Origin of the sequence: Thermocrispum municipale DSM 44069 (genome assembly GCF_000427825.1) — a bacterium.
In the GTDB taxonomy this organism is placed as follows: Bacteria; Actinomycetota; Actinomycetes; order Mycobacteriales; family Pseudonocardiaceae; genus Thermocrispum; species Thermocrispum municipale.
Genome location: NZ_ATYT01000007.1, coordinates 144,851 through 166,841 on the forward strand (window position 1 = coordinate 144,851; position 21,991 = coordinate 166,841).

The following is a 21,991-nucleotide window of genomic DNA, read 5'->3' on the forward strand; positions in this document are numbered from 1 at the left end:
CCACGGCCCAGCGGGAGGATGTCGCATGATCCGGGTGTTTCTGGTCGACGACCACGAGGTGGTCCGCCGCGGGGTGGCGGACATGCTGGAGTCGGACGCGGAGCTGACCGTCGTCGGCGAAGCGGCCACGGCCGCGCAAGCGCTGGCCCGGATTCCCGCGCTCAAACCGGACGTGGCGGTGCTGGACGTCCGGCTCCCCGACGGCAACGGCGTGGAGTTGTGCCGGGAACTGCGCTCGTCGATGCCGGAACTGCACTGCTTGATGCTGACGTCCTACACCGACGAGCAGGCCATGCTGGACGCCATCATGGCGGGCGCGAGCGGCTACGTGATCAAGGACATCAAGGGCATGGACCTGGTCCGTGCGGTGCGCGACGTGGCCGGCGGTCGCTCGTTGCTGGACAACCGCGCGGCCAGCGCGTTGATCACCAAACTGCGTTCGGACACCAAGCCGGAGGGCCCGCTGGCCTCGCTCACCGAGCGTGAACGAACATTACTCGAGCTGATCGGGGAAGGATTAACCAACCGCCAGATCTCCGAGCGGATGTTCTTGGCGGAGAAGACGGTGAAGAACTACGTCTCCCGGCTGCTCACCAAACTCGGAATGCAGCGCCGCACCCAGGTCGCGGTGCTCGCCGCGAAGCTGCGCAACCAGGGCCGATGAGCGGCCATGGTCCCCGCGTGGTTGGGGACTTTTTGCCCTTTCAGTGACTTGGCGCCGCTGAGAACATCGTTCTCGAGGAGGTCGGGAATGCCTACTACCAGCGAAGCCGAGCTTCTGAAGACGGTCCAGCATTACAAGACGCTGAGTGAGCAGTTGCAGCACGCGTTGGAGAGCCGGATCGCCATCGAACAAGCCAAGGGGATTCTTTCCGAGCGTTACCGCATCGGTGTCGACGAGGCGTTCCAGTTGCTTCGCTCGTACTGCCGCTCGCACAACCTCAAGATCGCCGATGCCGCGCGGGCGTTGACCGTCCGTCCTGACACATCGGCAGCGGCGACACCAGCTGGTCACGCAGTAGCCTGATCGCGTACCACCAGCTGGCCCGGCACCTGTGCCGGGCCAGTGTCATGACTGGGGGTTGTCACCTGGGGGTCTTCACCACGTGATCTCGGCGCATCGCGCCGCGGCGCTGCGCGGCTCCACCTGCATCGTGGCGTGCTCGATGTGGAAGTCCTCGGCCAGCACGTGCTGCGCCTGCGCCAGGACGTCGGCGCTGTCGGCGTCGTCGTCGATGGTCAGGTGAGCCGAGGCGACCTCCATTCCGGACGTGAGCGTCCAGATGTGCAGGTCGTGCACGTCGGCCACGCCGTCGATGCCTTCGAGCCTGCCTGCGACTTCCTGCACGTCGATCCGTTCCGGGGCGTGCTGGAACAGGATGCGCAGCGAGCGCTTCGCCAAGCCGACGGCTCGCGGCAGCACGAACAGCGCAAGTGCGACACCGATGATCGGGTCCGCGTAGCGCCAGCCGGTGAGCAGGATGACGGCCCCGCTGATCAGCACGCCCACCGAGCCGACGAGGTCGGCGAGCACCTCGAGGTACGCGCCGCGCACGCTGAGGCTTTCCTGCGCTCCGGAGCGGAGCAGGAGGAAGGCCACGACGTTGGCCACCAGCCCGGCGACGGCGGTGAGCAGCACGGGCAGGCCCGGCACAGCAGGAGGTGCGCTGAACCTGCTGATCGCCTCGTACAGCACGTAGCCGGCGACGGCGAACAGCAGCGCGGCGTTGACCAGCGCGGACAGGACCTCACCGCGGTACATGCCGAACGTGCGGGTCCACGAAGGCTTGGCGGTGCGCGCCAGGACGATGGCCACCAGCGCCATGCCGATGCCGAACACGTCGGTGAACATGTGCGCGGCGTCGGAGAGCACGGCAAGCGATCCGGTCAGCACACCGACGACCACTTCCAGCACCATGAACACCAGGCCGATACCGAACGCCGCCATCAGGCGCTTGAGGTAACGCCCCGACGCGTGCTCGGGCCGCGCCGGTCCGTGCTGGTGGGCCACTACATCTCCCTCTCCGCTTGCTGATGCGAGATATCCCGTCCTGACGGTCGCAGACACATTGTCACATGCGCATGTGTTCACACAATGTTCGTGGCGTCGTGATGCCGACCGCGTGACAAGCCCGCCGAGGCCGTACGCTAGGCTTGCTTCCAGCACACCACACAGGTGATTGCCCTCGTAGCTCAGTGGATAGAGCACTGCCCTCCGGAGGCAGGTGTCGCAGGTTCGAATCCTGCCGAGGGCGCCCCAGGAACTCGGCCCCGACCATCGGTCGGGGCCGTTGTCGTTTCTCCCGTCAGCACCCAGCCGTCTACGCCTATCTCCGTGCAATGCGCGTGCAGCTGATGAGCACCTTTCCGCCTACCGCGCTACTTGGTAGTTCCGCGCGCGGGATCAGCAGCGATTGCTTTGATCGCACGCACGTCGGCTTCTGCGCAGACATCCGGCTTCAGCGACTCCACGATCGGCGGGGACGACCGCGGCCGTACAGCCGATCCGACCTCCGCCAGAGCAGTACGCCGGGCTCGTCGGGCTACCCCCGAACCCCTGCCACCCGGGCGAGCGCCAAGGCTTGGACCAGCACTTCGGTGTAGCGCTCGGCGCGCCATGCAGCTCGGGGTCGAGGTTCTTCGCCCATCACCTCCCCGTCCTGCACTGAGCGGCATAGGTCCCGAAGTCGGACGAGGCTTCTTGCATGTCCGGCAGGGCTTCCTCGAGCTCGGCCGTCGGCTCGTCGATGGTTCCTTTCCGGATTGCCGTACCGCCGAGCACGAGCGCTCGACTCTTGACATCGATGACGTCCTCAGCAGCGCTGATCGCCGCCAAGCACGCAGCCGGGGCGGAATTGCTCACGTTGCCGACCCCCGCACCGGCCAAGAAGGTGAGCACCGCGATGGCGACAGCCGCCGTCCTGCCGATCGTCTTCCGCTGCTGCTCAGTCACCGCTGCATCTCCTTCGCGAGCTGCCCTGGGTCGGCGTAGCGCACTTGCTCGTTTGCCGGCTTCTCCGTAGTTCCTCGGTTACTGGTTTGCCGGTTGATGGATTTCTGTTACGCAAACCGTGGCCGGCGGACTCGGTCGCCACGGCCCGCAGGGGTGCGCCTGGCTCTCCCGAAGGTGCGCGGACACCTCGACTCCGCACACGCCCCTGGCGCCGACTCCTTCTGCCCATCGCAAGCGCCAACCGAGCCACCACCCTCCACCCCAGCCGAGCGCGCCCCGATGATCGCGACAAAACAGACGCTATTGCGCCATGCAGAATCTTGTGGTTCGCATATACCGCATGACGGTAAATTTCCGCTACCCTTACCGCGACGTGGCGGGGAGGGGGCGAGCGGAGGTGACAGCCGTGAGGACGCACACTCGTCTCGAAGCGGACGGCCTGCACTCGAGCGCGCAGGAACCTTTCCCCGACGGAGTCGAACCACTGCGGCGATTCGGCCGCCTGCACACGCGGGACGTCAACGAGGCGCAGAGCGTCGTCTCGGAAGTCTTCGAGCCGCACTCGCTGCGCCCGCTGGAATCCACGCCGTTGAACGCTCGCATGAACGCCGTCCAGACCGGCGACGTCACGATCGGCTACCTGACCTACGGCCTGCCGACCCGGATTCGGCTCCCCGCCAACGACCGCTGGTACCACGTCAACGTGACGCTGCGCGGCGGAAGCCGGGTCAGCCGCAGCGATGGCGCCACTGCCGTCACCGCAGGCAGGCGGGGCGCCGCGATCCTGCTGCCGCATCGCGAGCAACGCATCCACTGGGACGCCGACACCGAGCAGCTGGCCATCCGAATACCTCGTGACCCGCTCGAGGACCACCTGGCCACGTTGCTCAACCGCAGCAGCCGTCGATCACTGGATCTCGACCTGGCGGTGGACCTGACCACGCCCGACGGGCAGAGCCTGCTGCGCGCCTTGGAGTACACCACGACCGAGTGGGACACCAACGGCGTGCTGACGCGCAGCGCGGCCGCTCGACGTCACCTCGAGCAACTGGTTCTCACGAGCCTGTTGATGGCAGCAGGTGGACCCCACCGGCAACTGCTGGACGAACTCGGCCCCGGCCCCGCGGACTTCGTCGCCCGCACCAAGGAGTACATCCACGAACACGCGCGATCCCTGCCGACCCTGTCGGATCTGCTGCGGGTGGCGGGCGTGAGCGCACGAACGCTGCAGACTCGCTTCCGCGAAGAAGTCGGGGTCGGCCCGATCCAATACCTGCGCGAGGTGCGGTTGCGCCGGGTGCACGAGGCGCTGCGGCATCCCACGCCGGAAACGAACGTCACCGACGTCGCGATCGAGTGGGGCTTCTACCACCTGGGCCGGTTCGCCGACCAGTACCGACAGCGGTACGGGGAATCTCCGTCCGCCACGCTCCGACGCGCACGGGCCCGGATGGCGTGACGCCACCCGGGCCCGGCGCGCGACGAGGCCGGCGCCCCGGGAAGGAACGCCGGCCCGCGCAACACATCAGCCCATCGTCTGCACGATGTGTTTGAACTCCTGGAACTCCTCGACGGCGCGATGCCCGTTGAGCCGTCCCAGGCCACTCTGCTTGAATCCGCCCTCTTCGAACTGATCCATCACCACCGCCCAGGCGTTCACCCAAACCGTTCCCGCCTCGAGCGCATCCGCCATGCGCAAACCGCGCGCGCCATCAGCCGTCCAGACGGACGCGGCCAGGCCGTACTCCGTCGCGTTCGCCCGGGCGATCGCATCCGCCTCGTCGGTGAACACTTCGAACGTCGCCACCGGTCCGAACAGTTCCTTCTGCACCAGCGGGGACTTCACGGAGGTGACCTCGTACAGCGCGGGACGGAAGTACGCGCCCGCCGCCAGTTCGGGCTCTTCCGGCACGCCACCTTCGACGAGCACCCCAGCGTCGGTGGCGTGGGTGGCCAGGGTCTGCGCGAGGCGATCACGGGCCGCCTTGTCGATCATCGGCCCCATCTGGGAGTTCTCGTCGTCACCCGGCCCGACCACGACGTCGCTCAGCGCGCCGACCAGGCGGTTGCGCACCTCCTCGGCCACGTCCGCATGCACCAGCACACGGCTTCCGGTCATGCAGAACTGACCGGCGAACGTGGTGATGCCCGCGACGATCGTCCCGACGGCCTTGTCCAGGTCGGCGTCCGGGAAGACGATCATGGGCGTCTTGCCGCCCAGCTCGAGCGACAGCCGCTTCAGGTTGGCTGCCGCGTCGGCGGCGATGACGCGGCCGACCGCGGTACTGCCGGTGTAGCTGATGGCGGGCACGTCCGGCGAGGACACCAGTAGCTTGGCGCCGTCGCTGCCCGACTCGGTGACGATGTTGAGCACACCGGCCGGCAACGACGGGCAGGCGGCCAGCAGTTCGGCCAACCTGCCGTTGGTCAGCGCGGTCTGCGCGGCCATCTTCACCACCGCCGTGCACCCGGCCGCGAGCGCGGGCGCGAACGACCGCACCGCCAGGACCACAGGCGAGTTCCAGGGCACGATCACCCCGGCGACCCCGATCGGCTCGCGAACCAGCGTGGACAGCACCCCGGCGGTGGCCTGATCACCGCGACCACTGCCGGTCAACGCCTGCGCCGCGTAGTAGCGCAGTTTGGACGGCGTCAGGCTCAGCTCGAAGTGGGCCTCCGGCAGGATCTTGCCGTTCTCCCGGGCCAGCAGCAGCGCCAACTCGTCGGTAGCGGCTTCGATGGCGTCCGCCATCTCGTTGAGGACTTTGGCGCGCAGTTGCCGGTCCTTCCGCCACGACGTCTCGGTGAAGGCCCGGCGCGCGGCGTCGATCGCCTCTTGCATCACGGCGGCGTCGCCGTCGTGGTACTCCCCCAGCGGCTCCCCGGTGGCGGGCGCGTACGAGGTCGCCACGGCACCGGCGGCTCGCCACCGACCGTCGACGTAGTGGGCCACCGGCCCGCTCCGGGTCTGCGACGGTGCGGTCGATTCATCGATTGCAGTCATGGGGTGCTCCGAGGGGTGTCAGTTCCGTTGCTTCCGCGCGTAGCGGACGGTCAGTGGGTCGGGGCCGAACTCCAGCCCCGACAGCCGTTCGGCCAGGTGGACCACCTGGTCGACACACTCGGCCAGCTCGTCCTGGGCCTCTTGCGGCACGACTTCGTCCTTGAACGTGCTGTCGACGAAGAACGCGGCATTGGGTGCGCCGATCGCACCGAACCAGGACAGCAGGTCCCGCAGGTGCCGTTCGGCGGACAGGAAGTGGTGCGGGGCGGCGCCGACGGTGAGGATGGCCACCGGGGTGTTCCGGAGCGCCTCGTTCGGCAGCATGTCGAACAGCAGCTTCAACGTGCCGGGGATCGAGGCCCGGAAGACCGGGCTGGCCACCAGCACCGCGTCGGCGGCCGCCACCGCCTCGACGTCGCCGGCGTCCCACAGGCCGACCACGGGGTTGTCGGTGGGCCTGCTGGCCAAGCGCTGCACCTGCCATCCGTCGCGTTGCCGGACATGGTCCTCGGCGATGCCCATCGCCCTGGCCAGCTTGCCGGGCGGCGTGGGGCTGCCGTAGATCGAAACGAAACGCACCGTCAACTCACCTTCTTGAACTCGCCACGGAAGAACAGCAGCGGCTCCGCCTCGCGGACCACGGTCATCTCCTCGACGGCGGCGACCACGATCAGGTGATCGCCACCGTCGAGCTCATTGGCCAGCCGGCAGTCGACATAGGCCAGCACGCCGTCCGGGATCGGGTGGCCGGCGCTCGACTCCGACCACGAAAGACCGGCGAACTTGTCGCCGCCGCGGCGCGCCAGGGCGAGCGCGACCTCCTCGTGGTCGGCGGCCAGGAAACTGACCGCGAACCGCCCGACCTCGCGGATCCGCGGCCACGTCGTCGAACTGCGTTGCACGCTCAACATCGCCAGTTGCGGGTCGAGCGAGAGCGCGCTGAACGACTGGCAGGCAAACCCCACCGGTTGGCCGGCGGCCACGGACGTCACCGCGGTGACGCCCGTGCAGAACCGCCCGAAGACGTCCTTGTAGCGGCGGACGTCGCGGTCACGGTCGGAGTCGGTCAGTGCCGAGCGCATGGCCATGGCGGTCACTGACGCAATCCGGCCTGCCGCATCAACGGCATGATCTCCTCGCCGAAGTACGGCAGCTCCTCGGCGTAGTCGAGGAAGCCGACCATCATGCCGTTCACGCCCGCCTTGTTCAGCTCGATCATCTGGTCGACGATCTGCTCCGGCGTGCCGATCAGCGGGTAGCCGCCGTAGCCGAGGATGAACCGCTCCTGCAGCTTCTTGACCTTGTCGAACGAGCCGCTCTCGGTGCCCAGCCCGCTGGAGACCATCGCGGCGACCTCCCAGTCACCCTTCTGAAGGATGTGGTCGAGCAGCTGCTTGGTCTCTTTCTCCGTCGGCCGGCTGACGATGTTGCCGTAGCCGAGGATGCCGAGGTCACGGCCCTGCTCCCGAGCGATGTTGCGCACCCGGGTGGACGTCTCGTTGGCCTCCTCGGGCGAGGCGAACGCGATGAAGTTGAACTCGCACTCGCGCGCGCAGAACTCCAGGCCCGCGGGCGAGTTACCCGCGTTGACCAGCACCGGCCACGGCTTCTGGATCGGCTTCGGATCGCTCATCGCGTCCTTGATCTCGAAGAACTCGCCCTGGAAGTCGACCCGCTCCTGGGTCCACATCCGCTTGCAGATCTCGATCCACTCGGAGCCGTAGCGGTACCGCGCGTCGTGCTCACGCTGCGTGCCGCCGAACATCTCCATCTCGGCCTTGTACCAGCCCATCGTCATGTTCAGGCCGAAGCGGCCGCCGGAGATGTGGTCGACCGTGACCGACTCCTTGGCGGCGACGATCGGGTGCTTGGTCGGCACGTGCGTGGTGGAGAACACCATGATGTTCTCGGTCGCCTGCGCCAGGCCTGCGGCCCAGGTGTGCGTCTCGAAGTTCTCCCCGTTGAAGTTCGTCTCGCCACCCATGCCGCGGTAGCGGGCAACCGGCAACATCGCTTCGAAGCCCAGCTGGTCGGCGAGCTTGGCGATCTTCTCGGTGTGCTCCCAGGTGAGCTCGTAGGTGGTCTCGGCGTGCGTGGCCATCAGGCCGTGGCTGCAGTTGGAGCCGAAAATGCCCAGCTTCATGGCGTTGTCGTTGTACATCGCCACACCGCTGTCCTTGCGCGCCTGCACTAGCTCGTCGTACGGGATGGTGGGCGGGTTGGATGTCGCCGTCGTCATCGAACCTCCAGGTCAGTGCCAGAGCGCCACACCGGGCGCGGCTGTTGTGGACGCCACCGTAGGAAGCCGGGCGCGGCCGGACTATCCCGCCGGACGCAACGCGGTGTCCGCTTCGCGCAAACCACTTCCCCACCGCCAGGACACCCCCTAGATTCCTGATCACACACAAAGCGCGTCGAAGCTTTGCGCACAGCGCAATCCGATGCCGGTTGATCCGCCCCTCCACCGACGAGCGAGGTAGTTGACGACCATGTCCCTGACCGACGACGAGGAGCTCCGTCGAGAGTCCGTCGAGGACGCCATGCAGCCCCCGGACAGCCCGGAGCTGCGCCGGCTGTATGCCGACTACGACAGCCACCACCTGGTGCCGCTGTGGACGCAGATCGGCGACCTGATGCCGCACGAACCCGCTCCCGCGGCACGGCCGCATGTGTGGCGCTGGACCGAGCTGTACCCGTTGGCGCAGCGGGCCGGCGACCTGGTGCCGGTCGGCCGCGGCGGCGAGCGCCGGGCGATCGCGCTGGCGAACCCCGGCCTGCAGGGCAAGCCGTACATCTCCCCCACGCTGTGGGCGGCGATCCAGTACCTCGGCCCGCGCGAAACCGCACCGGAGCATCGCCACTCGCAGAGCGCGTTCCGGTTCGTGGTCGAAGGCGAAGGCGTGTGGACGGTCGTCAACGGCGATCCGGTGCGGATGTCCCGCGGTGATCTGCTGCTGACCCCGGGCTGGCACTTCCACGGCCACCACAACGAGACCGACCACCCGATGGCGTGGATCGACGGGCTGGACATCCCGCTGGTGCACTACCTGGACGCCGGTTTCTTCGAATTCGGCAGCAACCGGGTCACCGACGACGCCACCCCCAATCTGTCGCGCGCGGAACGCGCCTGGTGCCATCCCGGGCTGCGGCCGGTCTCTCAGCTGCGCGGCACGGTCGCCAGCCCGGTGACCGCCTACCGCTGGGAGCACACCGACGCCGCGCTCACTCAGCAGCTGTTGCTGGAAGAAGAAGGAGACCCCGCGACCGTGGCGCCGGGCCACGCGGCGGTGCGCTTCGTGAACCCGACGACCGGCGGCGACGTCATGCCGACCATCCGGGCCGAGTTCCACCGGCTCCGCGCGGGCACGTCCACGGCGACCCGGCGCGACGTCGGCTCGTGCGTCTACCAGGTCTTCGACGGCCGCGGCGCGATCACGATCGCCGGCGAGACCACCCAGCTGGAGATCGGTGACCTGGTGGTGGTGCCGTCCTGGGTCCCGTGGTCGCTGCGAGCGGAGACGACGTTCGACTTGTTCTCGTTCTCCGACGCCCCGGTCATGGAACGACTCCACCTTGCCCGCACCCACATCGAGGAGGACGACGCGTGAAGCTCGCGACCCTGCGTACGCCCAACGGGACTGCCGCAGTCCGGGTCGAGGACGACAAGGTGGTCGAGCTCGGTTTCCGCGACGTCGGCGAGCTGCTCTGCGATGGCGGCCTCTCGGCGGCGTCGGCCGACGGCACCGAGCATCCGCTGACCGGCAGCGAGTTCGCCCCGGTGGTCTGCCTGCCGGGCAAGATCGTGTGCGTCGGGCTCAACTACCGCAATCACATCCTGGAGATGGGGCGAGAGCTGCCCGAACACCCCACCCTGTTCGCCAAATACGCCGACGCGCTGACCGGCCCGTTCGACGACATCGCGCTGCCACCCGAATCGGACGCGGTGGACTGGGAGGGCGAGCTCGCACTGGTCATCGGCTCCACCGTGCGGCGCGCTCGCGGCGACGAGGCCCGCGCGGCCATCGCCGGCTACACGGTGATGAACGACGTGACGATGCGGGACTTCCAGTACCGCTCCCCGCAGTGGCTGCAAGGCAAGACCTGGGAGGCGTCGACCCCACTCGGCCCGCACCTGGTCACTCCCGACGAGCTGGCCGACGACGCCTGGCTACGGACGTACGTCGACGACGTCGAGGTGCAGGCGGCCCCGATCTCGGACTTGGTCTTCGACCCGGTCGCCCTGGTCGAGTACGTCTCCACCATCACCACTCTGCGACCCGGCGACGTCATCGCGACCGGGACGCCAGGCGGTGTCGGTCACGCCCGCAAACCCGCGACCTACCTGCGGGAAGGGGCGACGCTGCGCACTCGGATCGACGGGGTCGGCGAGATCGTCAACCGGGTGGTGCGCGAGGCGCCATGAGCACATCGGAACTGACGGCGGCCCGCGCGGCCCTGCGGGAGCGTCAAGGCTCCGGGGCCCGGTACGACTCCCCCGCCGCGCCCGCGCGCGAGCTCGAGTGGGCCCGACGGGGTACCGCGTACTTCGCACGGGTGCTGAGCCAGACCAGCGACGCCGAGCTGCGCAGGCCCAGCGCACTGCCCGGCTGGTCCAAAGCCGCGCTGGTCGCCCACGTCGGCTACAACGCGCGGGCGCTCACCAGGCTGTGCGAGTGGGCGCGCACCGGTGTCCGCAACCCGATGTATTCGTCCCCCGAAGCCCGGATGGCGGAGATCCGCCGCGGGGAGAGTTTGCCGCCCCGGGCGCTGCGGCACCTGGCCCACCACGCCGCGATTCACCTCGACGTCGAATGGCGCGATCTCGACGCCGCCGCCTGGGACGCGTCCGTGGTGACCGCGCAGGGTCGCACCGTGCCGGCGCGCGAGACCGTGTGGATGCGCACCCGGGAGGTGTGGGTGCACGCCGCCGACCTGGGCGGCAGCTTCCGCCGGTTCCCGCGCGAAGTTCTCGACGCACTCCTGAAGGACGTGGTTGCTGTCTGGGAGCGACGTGACTGCGTGCCCGACTTGCAGGTGCACCTGGTGGACCAGGACCGGACGGTGACGATCGGTGACGGCGGCCCGACGGTCGCCGGATCCACCGCGGATGTGGTGCGGTGGATGACCGGCCGAGGTGCGGTCCGACTCGACACCGACGGCTTCGATCTGTCGGGCCTGCCGTCGTGGCTGTGATCGATCCCTAGGGTGTAGTCGTGCACCCGAAGGAGAACTCGTACCGGGTCGAATCGGTCGACCGCGCGATGCTGCTGCTTGCCCTGGTGCTCGACCGCGGCGAGCTCAGTGCCACCGAGGCCGCGACCAGGCTCGGGGTGGCGCCCTCGACCGCGCACCGGATCCTCACCACCATGCGGGACCGCGGCTTCCTGTCCCAGGACGACCGTCGGCTGTACCACCCGGGTCCGATGCTCGTCCGGGCCAGGAATTTCGGGACCGACCACGCGAGCATGATCGAACTGCTCCGCCCGGTGCTCCACCGGCTGTACGCCAGCGTGGACGAGACCGTTCACCTGATGACCCTGGTCGGTACCGATGTGCGCTTCATCGACGGCATCGAGGGAACACACGGCCTGCGCGTCGGCCTGCGCACCGGAATGTTGGTACCCGCCTACTGTTCCTCCGGGGGCAAAGCGATGCTCGCCGCTCTGCCCGACACCGAGGTTCGTGCACTGCACGCGGGCGGTCTGCGTCCGTGGCCGGCCACCACGATGACGTCGGTCGAGGACCTGCTCGGCGATCTGGCTCGGGTGCGCGCGGCGGACGGCGTCGCGTACAACATCGAGGAGAGCGAGAAAGGCGTCTCGGCGCTCGGGGTGGCCGTCCTGGCACCGGACGACACGCCGCTCGTGGGTATCGCCGTCGCCATCCCGTCGGCCCGGTTCGACGACGTCAAGGACAGCGTCGTTCCGCGACTGTTGAAGGCGCGCGAGGAGGCCGGCGCACTGGTCCGCAACCGCGCAAGCGCACCCCGCGGGCGAGCCGGGAATCGCAACGCCGGATAGCCGGAGCGTCCTTGACACTTGCGGCGACGCAACGGTCGACGCACGCCGTCACGAACTGGCCCTAAGCAGTGCCCTGCTCAGCGGGCTCCACGACGTTCGCGAGGAAATCGATCACCGCAGCGTTGAACGCGCGCGGCTGCTCGAGGAAGGGGCAGTGCGCTGCGTCCTCGATCACCGCCAGGCGCGAGCCGGAGATGTGCTCGTGCAGGTAAGGCGCATTCCCTGCGGGCACGGACACGTCCTGATCTCCGGAAACGACGAGGGTCGGCACGTCGATCCGGTCCAGCACGTCCCGGTAGTCGGCATTGAGGAAATCCCAGGAGGCACGCGAAGCCCCAGCCGGATGACACCGGACCATGTCCGCGATCGCCCACTCCACGAGTTCTTCCCGCAGGGTCGCCCGCGAAGAACTGCGGCGCCAGGCTCCGCATCGCGACATTCACGTCGTCGCGAATCAGGTCAACCCAGTTCTTGGCGTCCGCCAACTCGAGGAATCCGAGTTCCCAGTCCGGCTCTTTCATCAGCCGCGGCCCGGCGCCGACGAGCACGAGCGATCGCAACGACCCCGTGCCGAACAGCTCGACGTACTGCAACACGGTCGATCCACCGCCGGACCAGGCAAGCACATGCACCGGTTCACCGACGGAGGCGATGACCTCCGCCAGGTCAGCGGCCATCCTGCCCATGCGCTGCCCGCGCTCGGTCTTCTCCGAGTCACCCTGACCACGTGGGTCGTAGCAGATCACCCGGAACCTGGAGGTCATCTCGGCGGTGAACTGTTCTTTGAACCACCGATGGGAAACACCCCAACCCGGCAGGATCACCAGCGGTGCACCTGAGCCCGCCTCCGTCACGAACAGCTCAACGCCGTCACTGGTCGTCAATGTCGCCATCGGTATGCCTCCGGCTGAATCCATCGGGCGCCGGATACGGCTCATGCGGCTCTCTCGCGAGTTCGCACGCCGCGACCGACGAACATCGTTGCGAAGGCGTCAATTTATGGCAAGGGTTATAATCGATATCAAGAGTTGCTCGCCACGATCAGCCGACCGTGATCACGAACTAGGAACTGAGAGCGCACCCTCGCGCCCGCGAGCCCTGAGCAGGCGCAGCGCGCCCCACCGAGGCATCGGACGAGAACACCTCGCCCGGCGGGCCGTCAGTGCGGCAGTTCAAGTCCCGGCAACCATCTCGCCGCCGCCCACTAATGCTACTATTCATAAGCATTAATTTGGCACGAGAGGACGTGACCATGACCGGTCCTGCCGAGCAGGCACACGAGGCGCAGCGCGTGCAGTCCCCCGGGCCGCTCGCCGGCGTCCGGGTCGTCGAGCTGGGCTCGATGTACGCAGCCCCAACAGCCGGACGCATGCTCCGCGACTTCGGCGCGGACGTCGTCAAGGTCGAGGACCCGCGGAGCGGCGATTTCGCCCGACAGTGGCAGCCCTCCCACAAGGGCCTGGCCATCGGCTACTCGCGCCTCAACTCCGGCAAGCGCTCCGTCGGTATCGACATGCGCACGCCCGAGGGACGCCGGGTGGCGGAGCAGCTGATCGCGGGAGCAGACGTGGTCATCGAAAACTTCCGGCCGGGGCGCATGGAGGCATGGGGGCTCGGCTTCGAACAGCTCTCGGCCAAGAATCCGCGCCTGGTGATGACCAGAGTCAGCGGATTCGGCCAAACCGGCCCCTACGCCGGCCGTCCCGGGTTCGGCACGGTCGCAGAGACCATGTCGGGCTACGCCTTCCTCAACGGCTGGCCGCACACCCCGCCCACCGCACCGCCGTTCGGGTTCGCCGACTCGATCGCCGGTATCTCCGCAGCATTCGGCACGGCCATGGCCCTGTACAAGCGCGAACTGACCGGACAAGGCTCCGAGGTCGATGTAGCACTGTACGAGCCGCTGATGTTCATCCTCGGCGATGCCGTCCTCAACTACACCGCGAGCGGCACGATCATGCAGCGCCACGGCAACGCGTCCGGGGCCGCGTCACCTCGGGGCATCTACCAGGCCGCCGACGGAGGCTGGCTCTCCATCGCCGCGTCCAACCAGACAATCGCCATGCGACTGTTCGACGCGATGGGGATGCCCGAACTGAAGAACGACGAACGGTTCGCCACCAATGCTGCGCGCATGGCCAACAACGAAGAGATGCAGAAGATCGTCATCGACTGGGTGGGGTCGTACCCACGCGACGAGGTGTTGGCGATCCTGGAAAAGCACGAGGTCGTCGCCGCGCCGGTGAACGACGCCAAAGACATCACCGAAGACCCGCATTTCCGTGAGCGCACCCTCGTCGAGCTGGCCAACACCGTCTTCGGACAAGCGATGATGCCCGGCCCGATCCTGCACTTCGGTAACTATGCGGGACCGACGTACGACGGTGTCGCCGCGATCGGTGAGCACACGCGGGAGGTTCTCGTCGACGAAGTGGGACTGCCGTCCGATCAGTTCGCCCGACTCGCCCAAGAGGGCATCGTCAGCGGCTGACCGGGCCGCGGGCGCGCAAATACCCACGAACCGATATGATCATCCCTATGATTGAACCACAGTCCGGGGCGGGCTGGTCAAGCGTCGAAGGGACATTTCGATGACATCCACCCCATTGCGGCCGCAAAAGACCGCGATGTTGGTGGCGCAGCGCATCGTCGCCGACATCCACGCACGGGGCAACGTGATCGGCGACCGACTGCCCCCGGAACGTGCCATGCTCGAGAAGTACGACGTCGGCCGCGGAACCCTGCGCGAGGCGCTGCGCTTCCTCGAACTGCAGGGCGTCATCACGCTTCGACCCGGACCTGGCGGCGGCCCCGTGGTGGTTCAACCCGACGCGTCAAGTCTGGCCACTTCGCTCACCCTGCTGCTGCAGTTCTCCGACGCACCGTTCCGCACGATCGCGGAAGGCCGCCTCGGCCTGGAGCCGATCATGGCGCAGTTGGCCGCGGAGCGGATGGACGACAAGGCCCTGTCCACGCTGAAGGAGAGCGTGGACAACATGCACGAGAACCTGGACAACCAGGCGGTCTTCCTCGAGGAGAACAAGCGCTTCCACGACGTGATCTCCCAGGGCTCCGGCAACGCGATGTTCGCCCTGCTCGTCGACGCACTGCTGGGCATTCTCGACGGATCCGCCATCGGCATCGACTACCCGGAGCCCCGGCGCGTCGCGGTGCACAAAGCACATCTGCGCATCTACCAGGCGATCGAGAAGCACGACCCGGACGCCGCCGCGGCAACCATGCGGGACCACATCAAGGAGTACCTGCGCTACGCCGAGAAGAAGTTCCCCGAGGTGCTCGACGCCCCCATCGTCTGGGGCCGCCTCTGACTTCGGAAATCAGGCTCGACACACATCAGGTCCGGCCGCCCGCCAGGGCGACCGGACCTGATGTTTTGTCCGCTACTTGACGAAAGCGCCGGCGTCCACCGGCAGCGTCACGCCGGTGATGTAGCGCGCCTCGTCGCTGGCGAGGAACAGCAGCGCGTTGCTGATGTCGTCGCAGTCGACCCACGGAACGGGCAGCGTGTTCAGCGACATGAAGCCCGGCATGGCCTTCTCCTGGGTGGGCTCCGGGTCGTCCGGCGCGAACATCCCGTAGGTGCCCGGGTTCTGGATCATGATCGTGTCGACATTGGTCGGATGGATCGTGTTCACCCGGATCCGGTGCGGCCCGAGCTCGTTCGCCAGTGTGCGCATCAGCCCGACGATGCCGTGCTTCGCCGACACGTAGTGCGCGACGTGCTGGATCCCCTTGAGACCGCCGATCGAGCTGGTGAACGTGATGCTGCCGCCGCTGTCCTGCTCGATGAGCTTCGGGATCGCGACCTTCGCGGTGTGGTAGACGCCGGTCAGGTTGACGTCGATCATGTCCTTCCACTGCTCGGCGGTGAGCTCCCACGCCTTGCCGTAGGAAGCGATACCCGCATTGGCCACCACGGCGTCGATCCGGCCCAGCTCCGCCACGCCCTCGTCGAACGCCGCTTGCAACGCGTCGAAGTCACGGACGTCGGCCTTACGTGCGACGACGCGGCGCCCGGTGGCCTCCACCAGCTTCGCCGTCTCATCGAGCTCGGCCTTCGTCGCCAGGTTGTAGAACGGGGTCACCGTGGCGATGTCCTCGCAAATGTCCACGGCGATGATGTCCGCGCCTTCTTCCGCCATCCGTACCGCGTGGTTACGCCCCTGCCCCCTCGCCGCCCCGGTGATGAAGGCGACTTTGCCTTCCAACCGTCCTGCCATGACTGAGCACCTCCGTGAGTGTCGGCGTTAAGGCCAATCATTATCAGTAAATGCCACGCTTGGCAACGATCACTTTCCGTGACCGATCATCACCACTTCGAGTCAATGGCCGTTGTGGTACAGGCCATAGAATCGTATGGTATTCATCATTCGCCTAATGGCGGATCACTACATCCCCACCGACGACCGCATCAGTGAAGAGCAACGAGGTGTCTCGATTGACCACCACGAAAGCGGCCGACGCGGCCCCGGACATCCTGTCCCCCGAGTTCGCCGAGGACCCATATCGCTTCTATCGAGTGCTCCGTGACGAGTACCCGGTGCTGTACCACGAGGCCACGAACAGTTTCTTGATCAGCCGCTTCGAGGACTGCGCCAACGCGTTCCGAAACCCCGACTTCTCGAGCCGCAACTACGAATGGCAGCTGGAGCCGATCCACGGCCGGACGATCCTGCAGATGGAGGGCACCGAGCACTCGCGGCACCGGGCCCTGCTGAACCCGTTCTTCCGCGGCAAGGGGCTCGAGCGGTTCATGCCGGTGATCATGGAGAACGCCACGCGGCTGATCGACGACGTCGTCCGGCGAGCGGGCCAGGAGCTGGTGGACGGGATCGCCAAGACGGGCCGGGCCGACCTGGTCGAGGACTTCTCCACGTGGTTCCCGATCAACGTGATGGTCGACATGCTTGGCCTGCCGAAGAGCGACCACGACCGGTTCCACAAGTGGTACCAGTCGATCATGGCGCACCTGAACAACCTGGCCGGGGACCCCGAGATCACGGCCAGGGCCGAACAGACCCGGCAGGAGCTGCGCGACTACATGCTGCCGATCATCGCCGAGCGCCGCGACGGCGACGGCGATGATCTGCTGACCAGGTTGTGCCGGGCCGAAGTCGACGGGCACCAGATGTCCGACGAGGAGATCAAGGCATTCGTCAGCCTGCTACTGGTCGCCGGTGGTGAGACGACGGACAAGGCCACCGCGAACATGATCCGCAACCTCATCGACCACCCGGACCAGCTCGAAGCGGTGCGCAAGGACCGCAGCCTGGTGGACAACGCCATCGCCGAGACGCTGCGTCACTCCGGTCCGGTGCACATGATCATGCGGCAGACCGAGACCGACGTGGAGCTGCACGGCACAACGATTCCGCGGGGGTCGACGTGCATCATGATGCTGAGCGCGGCGAACCGGGACGACCGGCAATTCGCCGATCCGGACGAGTTCAACATCTTCCGCGAGGACCTCGACGTCGCGAAGGCCTTCAGCGGCGCGGCCAACCACGTGCAGTTCATCCTGGGCAGGCACTTCTGTGTGGGTTCGCTGCTGGCACGCCGGGAGATGCAGACGGCGCTGAACCTGGTGCTCGACCAGCTGCACGACCTGCGCTACCAGGAAGGATTCACCCCGACAGAAACCGGCCTGTACACCCGCAGCGTGCCGGAACTGCTGGTGGAGTTCACGCCGGCGAAGCCATAAGCGGACGGTGCTGACGGCATCGGGGGTGTCGTCAACGCAGCGCGGCCGGTCGCCCGTCAGTGAGCGGGGCGGCCGGCCGCCGTGCTGTCTGGGCGCGGCCCGGACCAGGGGTGAAGAAGACGTCCGCCAGCGGCCGTGACGGCTGGCTTGTACACCTCGTCGAACGAGCGGCGCGATTCGACAACGCCGACGTGCCCAGCCGCCATCAGAGCGCAGCACGGGGTCGGTGCCCGCCAGGGCATCACGTGGCGGACAAGTGAGCCGACTCGATGCCGCGGTAGCGCGACCCGGTAGTGCGGACGGCCCTGACCTAGCCGAACCCGCCACGCGGGCAGCGCGCAAGCCAACAGGCTCCGAGTGAACGGGGAGCCTGGATCCGTCAGTGCGGCAGCCGGTCGCCCAGCAGTTCCGCCAGCGTGCCGCCGAGCACCCGCTCGGTCTCGTCGTCCGACAGCCCGAGCGCCTCGATCGCCCGGATCTCGTCCCCCGGGCTGGTCATCGGCCAGTCGGAGCCGAAGATGACCCGCTCCGCGCCGTGCTTGCGGATCAGGTTGCGCACCCGCTCCGGGCGCAGCCGGGCGAGCGACGGCGGCCAGGACGTCTCCAGCACCACATCGGCGCCCGCCAGCATCTCCTCGGCGTCGTCCAGGATCTTGTAGCCGCCGAAGTGGCAGGCCATCAGCCGCAGGCCCGGGAACTGCCGGGTGATGTCCCGGATCATCTTCGGACTCGACAAGCTGTTGGTGTACGCGTCGCCACCCTCGCCCACGTGCACGATCACCACGTAGTCGCTGCCGAACGCCTCGAAGATCTCCCACAACCGCTTGTCGTCCAGGGCAAACCGCTGGAATAGCGGGTGCACCTTCACCGCTCGCACGCCGTGCCGCTCGAGGCTGGCGATGTTCTCCTCGACGCTGAGGTCGACATGCACGGTCCCGAACGGCACGTGCCGCTCGTCGGCGATCCCGGCGACGAACCGGTTCACCGAGTCCACGTGCCGGGCCTCGTTGGCGATGGCCAGGCAACAGCTGACGTCGACGCCGCTGCGCTCCATGTCGCTGGTCAGTCCGCCGACCGTGCCGTCGCCGCGGGCCTCGAGCCCGGGCACCCGGTTGCTGCCGAGCGCGATCTTGGCGATCCTGTCGGGCCAGACGTGCGTGTGGGCGTCGATGATCACGCGGACATCCTCTCGGTCGTCACAGCTTTCCGGACTCGCCACCGTCGATCACGAAGATCGCCCCGGTGGTGAACGACGACAGGGGCGAGACGAGCAGGCAAGTCAGCGGCACGATCTCTTCCGGGTCCGCCATCCGTCCCATCGGGATCTTCGCGATCCGCTTGGCGTACAGCTCCGGCGACTCGGTCACCGCTTTTTGCGCCTCGGTCACGAACGCACCCGGTGCGATGCAGTTGACCTGCACGTTCTTGGCCGCCCACTCGGCGGCCAGCGCCTCGGTGAAGCGGACCACCGCCCCTTTGGAGGTCGAGTAGGGCACCAGGTACGGCTTGCCGCGCACACCGGTGGTGGACGCGATGTTGACGATCCGCCCGGCCCCCTGCTCGATCATCTGCCGTCCGGCGGCTTGCGCGAGAATCATGGGAGCGATGACGTTGACGGTCATCGCATCCTTCCACACCTCGGGGTCCTGCGTGGCGAACTTGCCGGCGGGCGCGATTCCGGCGTTGTTGACCAGCCCGTCGATACGGCCGTGCCGCTCCAGCACTTCGGGCACGAGCTGTTTGACGGACGACTCGTCGCGCATGTCGACCGTTGCCGTGCTGATCCGGCCTTCGCCCTGTGCGGCGACCTCAGCCAGGGCGTCTGTGGACCGGGCGGCGGCCACCACCGTGGCGCCCTCCTTGGCCAAGGCGATCGCCATCGCAGCCCCCAGGCCACGGCTGGCCCCGGTGACCAGGACGACGCTGCCGTCGAGCCCGAGGTCCATCAGCGACTCCCCTTCGCCAGACGACGCGCCAGCGAGTCGAGCAGCACCTCGGTGGCGCCTTCGTAGATCCGCAGCGGCCGGGCGTTGCGGTACAGCCGCTCGATCTTGGACCCGCGCACGAGCCCGAAGCGGCCCATGACCTGCAGCGACCGGTCCACCACCGCGGCGGCGGCCTCGGTCGCGTGCACTTTCGCCATCGACGAGTAGTCGAGGTGTCCGAGCGGGTCGCTCTTGGCCAGCGACGCGGCCCGGTAGACGAACGCGCGAGCGGCCTCGACGTCGGTCCACGACTGAGCCAGCTTCTGCGACACCGCGCCGAGCTCGATCAACGGCTTGCCGAACTGCTCACGGCACAGCACGTGCGCTTTCGCCTCGTCGAGCGCGGCCTGCGCCAAGCCGACACCGGAAGCCGCGACGGAGACCCGGAACACGGCCAGCGTCTGCAACATCAGCGAGAACGCCTTGCCCGGCACCCCGAGCCGGTGGCTGGCGGGAACCCGCACATCGGTGAAGGTCAGCTCACCGAGAATGTGCGGCGCCATGAGGTCGGCTCCGCGCACGATGTCGAGTCCGGGCGTGCCGGCGGGCACCAGCACCATCGACCAGCCTTCGCCTTCCCGCACGAGCGTGCAGTAGAACGCGGCGGCACCGCCGTTGGTGATGAACGACTTGCGCCCGTTGATGACCAGCTCGTCGCCATCGGCCCGCATCGTGGTGGTGATCGCGCGCAGGTCGGACCCGACTTCGGGCTCGGTCAGTGCCAGGCCCGCGATGGCGTCGAGCGCGGCCACCTTGGGCAGCCACTGTTGCTTCAGCTCCTCCGCGCCGCCGACGGACAGCGAGTAGCTGCCCACGCCCTGCATGCCGAACATCGAATCGAGGTGCGCCGACGAATACATCAGCGCCTCCCGTACGACGGCGATCGTCAGCGGGTCGAGGACGTCGTCATGTCCGCCATAGGCCTTCGGGACCACGTACCGGGCCAGACCGCTCGCCCGCAGCGCCTCGAGGCACCCTTGATGCACGGTGACCGCCTCGTCGGCCTCCGCCGCGAACGGCTCGACCTTCGCCGCGACATCGCGGGCCAACTCCTGGACCTTGCGGTGCTGCGGACCGAGGTCGAACAGCTGACCAGCTTCCACGATGATGAGTCCCTTCTCGAAAGTGCTGACGGCGAGCGACGGCTCAGCTGCGCTGGTCGAACTTGCGACCGAGAAGCTCGGAGACGATGCGGATGCGCTGCATCGTCGGCGTCCCGCCTGCGATCGCCCAGCCATGTGAGTCACGGTGCAGGCGTTCCAGACCGTACTCCTCGGTGTAGCCGTTGCCGCCGTGAATCTGCATGGCCAAGTCGGTGACGCGCTTGGCCATCTCGTTGGCGGCACACTTGGCCAGCGAGACCTGGAGCGGGTCCGGGATGCCGGTCTGCCGGGCGGAAGCGGCCGCCCGGTCACGCAGCAGCCGGGCGGACTCCACGTCGAGCACCATGTCGGCGACCATCACCTGGATCGCCTGGAACTCCACCAGCGGCTTGCCGAACTGCTCGCGCTCCTGGATGTACTGCAACGTCTTGTCCAGCGCGGCCTGCCCGATGGCCAGGCTCATGGTGGTATTGCCCAGGCGCTCGATCGAGAAGATGCCGAACAGTTTGCCGAACGAGCCCGCCGGGACCACGATGTCGTCGAGCGGCACCTCGACGTTGTCGAAGTACAGGTCGGCGGACGGGATCCCGCGGAAACCCATCAGCCGCTCGCTGGCCCCGAAGCTGAACCCGGGCGTGCCCTTTTCCACCACGACGGCCCCGATGCCCTTCGAGCCGGGGGCGTCCGACAGCCGGCAGTACAGCAGGTACTGGTCGGCCTCGCCGCCGTTGGAGATCCACCGCTTGGTGCCGTTGATGACGAGCTTGCCACCGACCTCTTTCGCCGTGGTGCGCATGTCGGTGGCCGCGGACCCGGCGTGCGGCTCGGAAATGGCCACGGCCATCGTCTTGCGCCCGCTGATGATGTCGGGCAGCCAACGCGCACGCTGCTCTTCGGTACCGAGGTGGGTGATCACCTGCGCCGGACCGGTGTTCGACTCGAACACCTGGAACGCGGCCGGACGGCACACCTTGGCCAGCTCCTCGATGACCACCAGCGCCTCCTCGAGCGGGGCGCCGGCTCCACCGTACTTCTCCGGGTGCGCGATCCCCAGGAACCCGAGGTCACCGAGCCGTAGCCGCTCCTGCTTCGGGAGCGGAGTGCGGTTGACGTCCAGCGACTCGGCCATGGGCTCGTAGATCTCTTTCGCCACCCGGGCAGCGAGCTGCCGGATCTCCGCGTGCTGGTCCGACACGGACTCACC

General features: G+C 67.7%; 22 protein-coding genes, 1 tRNA gene and 1 pseudogene. 11 read left to right on the forward strand and 13 right to left on the reverse strand.

Annotated elements, in window-relative coordinates:
* Window positions 1–25 precede the first annotated feature (25 nt).
* On the forward strand, window positions 26–664 hold the full coding sequence (locus tag YWM_RS0109085) for a response regulator (RefSeq protein WP_028850470.1): 639 nt from the start codon (window positions 26–28) through the stop codon (window positions 662–664).
* An 87-nt stretch (window positions 665–751) separates the two neighbouring features.
* Complete coding sequence (locus tag YWM_RS22815) at window positions 752–1,027, forward strand: ANTAR domain-containing protein (protein ID WP_052344699.1); 276 nt, start codon at window positions 752–754, stop codon at window positions 1,025–1,027.
* 72 nt (window positions 1,028–1,099) lie between these two features.
* On the opposite strand, the gene YWM_RS0109095 is transcribed toward YWM_RS22815, so the two are convergent.
* Window positions 1,100–2,011 carry a cation diffusion facilitator family transporter gene (locus YWM_RS0109095; protein WP_028850471.1) on the reverse strand — a complete coding sequence of 304 codons (912 nt, stop codon included), beginning with the start codon at window positions 2,009–2,011 and terminating at the stop codon, window positions 1,100–1,102.
* 171 nt (window positions 2,012–2,182) lie between these two features.
* Between YWM_RS0109095 and YWM_RS0109100 the strand changes: the two genes are divergently transcribed.
* Window positions 2,183–2,255: transfer RNA gene (locus tag YWM_RS0109100), tRNA-Arg, on the forward strand.
* Window positions 2,256–2,647: 392 nt separating this feature from the next.
* Here YWM_RS0109100 and YWM_RS0109105 read toward each other — a convergent pair.
* Window positions 2,648–2,953, reverse strand: coding sequence for a hypothetical protein (locus YWM_RS0109105; protein WP_028850472.1), 306 nt, complete (start codon window positions 2,951–2,953; stop codon window positions 2,648–2,650).
* 406 nt (window positions 2,954–3,359) lie between these two features.
* Between YWM_RS0109105 and YWM_RS0109110 the strand changes: the two genes are divergently transcribed.
* Window positions 3,360–4,412, forward strand: coding sequence for an AraC family transcriptional regulator (locus YWM_RS0109110; protein ID WP_052344700.1), 1,053 nt, complete (start codon window positions 3,360–3,362; stop codon window positions 4,410–4,412).
* Between the two features lie 66 nt (window positions 4,413–4,478).
* On the opposite strand, the gene YWM_RS0109115 is transcribed toward YWM_RS0109110, so the two are convergent.
* Genes YWM_RS0109115 through YWM_RS0109130 form a run of 4 tightly spaced genes read right to left on the reverse strand, consistent with a single transcriptional unit; the run spans window position 4,479 to window position 8,196 of the window.
* Entirely contained in the window at window positions 4,479–5,957 is a 1,479-nt protein-coding gene (locus YWM_RS0109115; RefSeq protein WP_052344701.1) for an aldehyde dehydrogenase family protein, read from the reverse strand.
* Window positions 5,958–5,975: 18 nt separating this feature from the next.
* Window positions 5,976–6,536 carry an NADPH-dependent FMN reductase gene (locus YWM_RS25160; protein ID WP_052344702.1) on the reverse strand — a complete coding sequence of 187 codons (561 nt, stop codon included), beginning with the start codon at window positions 6,534–6,536 and terminating at the stop codon, window positions 5,976–5,978.
* Between the two features lie 2 nt (window positions 6,537–6,538).
* Window positions 6,539–7,045, reverse strand: a complete 507-nt coding sequence (locus YWM_RS0109125) for a flavin reductase family protein (RefSeq protein WP_245565988.1) — start codon at window positions 7,043–7,045, stop codon at window positions 6,539–6,541.
* Window positions 7,046–7,050: 5 nt separating this feature from the next.
* Window positions 7,051–8,196 (reverse strand): LLM class flavin-dependent oxidoreductase, encoded by a 1,146-nt coding sequence (locus YWM_RS0109130; protein WP_052344703.1) that lies wholly within the window; start codon window positions 8,194–8,196, stop codon window positions 7,051–7,053.
* Between the two features lie 250 nt (window positions 8,197–8,446).
* Here YWM_RS0109130 and YWM_RS0109135 point away from each other — a divergent pair, with 250 nt between their 5' ends.
* The 4 genes from YWM_RS0109135 to YWM_RS22825 are packed head-to-tail and all read left to right on the forward strand — an operon-like array spanning window position 8,447 to window position 11,977.
* The gene (locus tag YWM_RS0109135) at window positions 8,447–9,565 is read left to right on the forward strand and encodes a cupin domain-containing protein (protein WP_028850477.1); all 1,119 of its coding nucleotides are present in this window, start codon (window positions 8,447–8,449) and stop codon (window positions 9,563–9,565) included.
* On the forward strand, window positions 9,562–10,380 hold the full coding sequence (locus YWM_RS0109140; RefSeq protein ID WP_028850478.1) for a fumarylacetoacetate hydrolase family protein: 819 nt from the start codon (window positions 9,562–9,564) through the stop codon (window positions 10,378–10,380). Before YWM_RS0109135 ends, YWM_RS0109140 begins: the two co-directional genes overlap by 4 nt.
* Entirely contained in the window at window positions 10,377–11,150 is a 774-nt protein-coding gene (locus YWM_RS0109145; RefSeq protein ID WP_028850479.1) for a maleylpyruvate isomerase family mycothiol-dependent enzyme, read from the forward strand. Before YWM_RS0109140 ends, YWM_RS0109145 begins: the two co-directional genes overlap by 4 nt.
* Before the next feature lie 20 nt (window positions 11,151–11,170).
* A complete protein-coding gene (locus YWM_RS22825) occupies window positions 11,171–11,977 on the forward strand; it encodes an IclR family transcriptional regulator (protein ID WP_052344704.1) in 807 nt (268 codons plus the stop codon).
* A gap of 61 nt (window positions 11,978–12,038) precedes the next feature.
* Here YWM_RS22825 and YWM_RS26810 read toward each other — a convergent pair whose 3' ends face one another.
* Both YWM_RS26810 and YWM_RS27170 read right to left on the reverse strand, forming a co-directional pair.
* Window positions 12,039–12,356, reverse strand: coding sequence for an alpha/beta fold hydrolase (locus tag YWM_RS26810; RefSeq protein WP_052344705.1), 318 nt, complete (start codon window positions 12,354–12,356; stop codon window positions 12,039–12,041).
* Window positions 12,253–12,915 (reverse strand): annotated as a pseudogene (locus YWM_RS27170) (alpha/beta fold hydrolase); the annotation flags it as partial. The pseudogene YWM_RS27170 and the gene YWM_RS26810, both read right to left, overlap by 104 nt.
* Before the next feature lie 314 nt (window positions 12,916–13,229).
* On the opposite strand from YWM_RS27170, the gene YWM_RS0109160 reads away from it, so the two are divergent.
* Both YWM_RS0109160 and YWM_RS0109165 read left to right on the forward strand, forming a co-directional pair.
* Window positions 13,230–14,468, forward strand: a complete 1,239-nt coding sequence (locus tag YWM_RS0109160; protein ID WP_052344730.1) for a CaiB/BaiF CoA transferase family protein — start codon at window positions 13,230–13,232, stop codon at window positions 14,466–14,468.
* 100 nt (window positions 14,469–14,568) lie between these two features.
* Window positions 14,569–15,306, forward strand: a complete 738-nt coding sequence (locus YWM_RS0109165) for a FadR/GntR family transcriptional regulator (protein WP_028850481.1) — start codon at window positions 14,569–14,571, stop codon at window positions 15,304–15,306.
* A gap of 72 nt (window positions 15,307–15,378) precedes the next feature.
* Here the strand turns inward: YWM_RS0109165 and YWM_RS0109170 are convergent, their stop codons facing one another.
* Entirely contained in the window at window positions 15,379–16,218 is an 840-nt protein-coding gene (locus YWM_RS0109170) for a mycofactocin-coupled SDR family oxidoreductase (RefSeq protein ID WP_028850482.1), read from the reverse strand.
* A gap of 218 nt (window positions 16,219–16,436) precedes the next feature.
* Here YWM_RS0109170 and YWM_RS0109175 point away from each other — a divergent pair, with 218 nt between their 5' ends.
* Window positions 16,437–17,699, forward strand: coding sequence for a cytochrome P450 (locus YWM_RS0109175; protein ID WP_028850483.1), 1,263 nt, complete (start codon window positions 16,437–16,439; stop codon window positions 17,697–17,699).
* A 379-nt stretch (window positions 17,700–18,078) separates the two neighbouring features.
* Here YWM_RS0109175 and YWM_RS0109180 read toward each other — a convergent pair whose 3' ends face one another.
* The 4 genes from YWM_RS0109180 to YWM_RS0109195 are packed head-to-tail and all read right to left on the reverse strand — an operon-like array spanning window position 18,079 to window position 21,982.
* Entirely contained in the window at window positions 18,079–18,876 is a 798-nt protein-coding gene (locus tag YWM_RS0109180) for an amidohydrolase family protein (RefSeq protein WP_028850484.1), read from the reverse strand.
* Between the two features lie 19 nt (window positions 18,877–18,895).
* Window positions 18,896–19,645, reverse strand: a complete 750-nt coding sequence (locus YWM_RS0109185) for an SDR family NAD(P)-dependent oxidoreductase (RefSeq protein ID WP_028850485.1) — start codon at window positions 19,643–19,645, stop codon at window positions 18,896–18,898.
* Complete coding sequence (locus YWM_RS0109190) at window positions 19,645–20,787, reverse strand: acyl-CoA dehydrogenase family protein (protein WP_245565984.1); 1,143 nt, start codon at window positions 20,785–20,787, stop codon at window positions 19,645–19,647. Before YWM_RS0109190 ends, YWM_RS0109185 begins: the two co-directional genes overlap by 1 nt.
* Window positions 20,788–20,830: 43 nt before the next feature.
* Window positions 20,831–21,982: an acyl-CoA dehydrogenase family protein gene (locus tag YWM_RS0109195; RefSeq protein ID WP_211232467.1), complete on the reverse strand. Its 1,152-nt coding sequence runs from the start codon at window positions 21,980–21,982 to the stop codon at window positions 20,831–20,833.
* Window positions 21,983–21,991 lie beyond the last annotated feature (9 nt).